Genomic DNA, 1,275 nt, shown 5'->3' with positions numbered 1-1,275 from the left:
TTGAGCAGGAGCATGGCCACGAAGAGTACCAGCACGTTCCGATTCTTCAAGACTTCGAGGAACCCTGCCCCCTTGGCTCCCGGCTTCTGGTCAACCTCGGGCTGGCGAGGCTTGGAAGGCACGAAGATCAGGATGCAGGCAAAAGCCAGCAGATAGAGGGTGCCCAGCACACCGTAGGCCAGGTGCCAGTTGATGGCGACCAGGTTGGCTCCCAGAACGAAGGCCAGAATGCCGCCGATGCCCGAGGTCGACAGGATGAGGGACTGTACGAAGGTTCGCCGTTCCTGGGGGAAGTTCTCCGCAATCGACTTGGAGCAGGAGGGCGGGTAGCCGCCGTGGCCCATGCCAGCGAAGAACCGGACGATGATGAAGAAGACCAGACCATTGGCCAGGCCAAACAGGTAGCTGAACAGGCCGATGATGATCATCGAAGCCATCAGCACACGCTTGGCCCCAAGCCGGTCGGCCAGCCAGCCGCTGGGTATCTGCATGAGCGAGTAACCCAGGAAGAAGGCCGACATGATGATGCCTGTCTGCCCCGAGTCAAGGTGGAACTGCTCGGAGATGGGGATGATGGCGGTCGAGATCATGTTCTTGTCCATGTACACGATCGAGTAACCGGCCATCAGGGAGAAGATCAGTGTTCCGCTCGCCGTTTTTGAGGATTGCTTGATTGCCATTGGTCTGTCATCCTTCAGTCGAAGCCGACAGCCGCCGGGCGATGTAATCCGCAGGGATCACAGGGCACGGCGACAGCCGAATAGTAGGTCAGTGGGGCATCACATCGTCAGGGATGACGACCTTGTACTCCTGGCCGGCGAATGTCTTGTCGAAGTCCTCCTTGGCAGCCTTGACCAGGTCCGGATCGGTAAAGGCATCATAAGCAGTCAGAGCCAGGGTCTTGCCTGCCGCAAGCAGACCCTTGTGGGCCACCGAGGACTTGCCGTTTGCCGCCCACTGCCAGGAATGTGGTGAGGTTCCCTGGGGCTCGAAGCCGCCGCTGAATTGGGCGGTCGGTGTCTGCCAGCTGACATCGCCGACGTCTGTGGACCCCGATGCCGTATCGGTGAAGGCCAATGGATACTTCTTCAGGGCCATGGTGGACTCGGCCATCTTCCTGACTTCCTCATCCGGAAGATCAGGGAAGGCGGCCTTGGTGCGGCTGAGCACCCGCTGTTTGCCGGCCTCGGGGACCGTGTCCGTGTAGCGGCGCTCGTAGTCCAGCTCCTGCTGGTCCAAGGGCAGGGGGCCGACGACGTCCAGGTTCCTGTCTAT

The 1,275-nt window shown here is 60.5% G+C and carries 1 protein-coding gene and 1 pseudogene; both read right to left on the bottom strand.

Annotation, left to right across the window (positions count from 1 at the left end):
- Positions 1-680 (bottom strand): MFS transporter (locus AC0AP0_RS07835; RefSeq protein ID WP_490430058.1); only part of this gene is annotated, 680 nt, incomplete at its 3' end.
- Between the two features lie 88 nt (positions 681-768).
- A pseudogene (locus AC0AP0_RS07830) lies at positions 769-1,275 on the bottom strand (amidohydrolase); the annotation flags it as partial.

This window comes from Bifidobacterium sp. POST2/T3 (B1) (assembly GCF_058197115.1).
The sequence above is the reverse complement of the archived record's forward strand: the minus strand, read 5'-3'. Positions and strand labels throughout refer to the sequence as shown.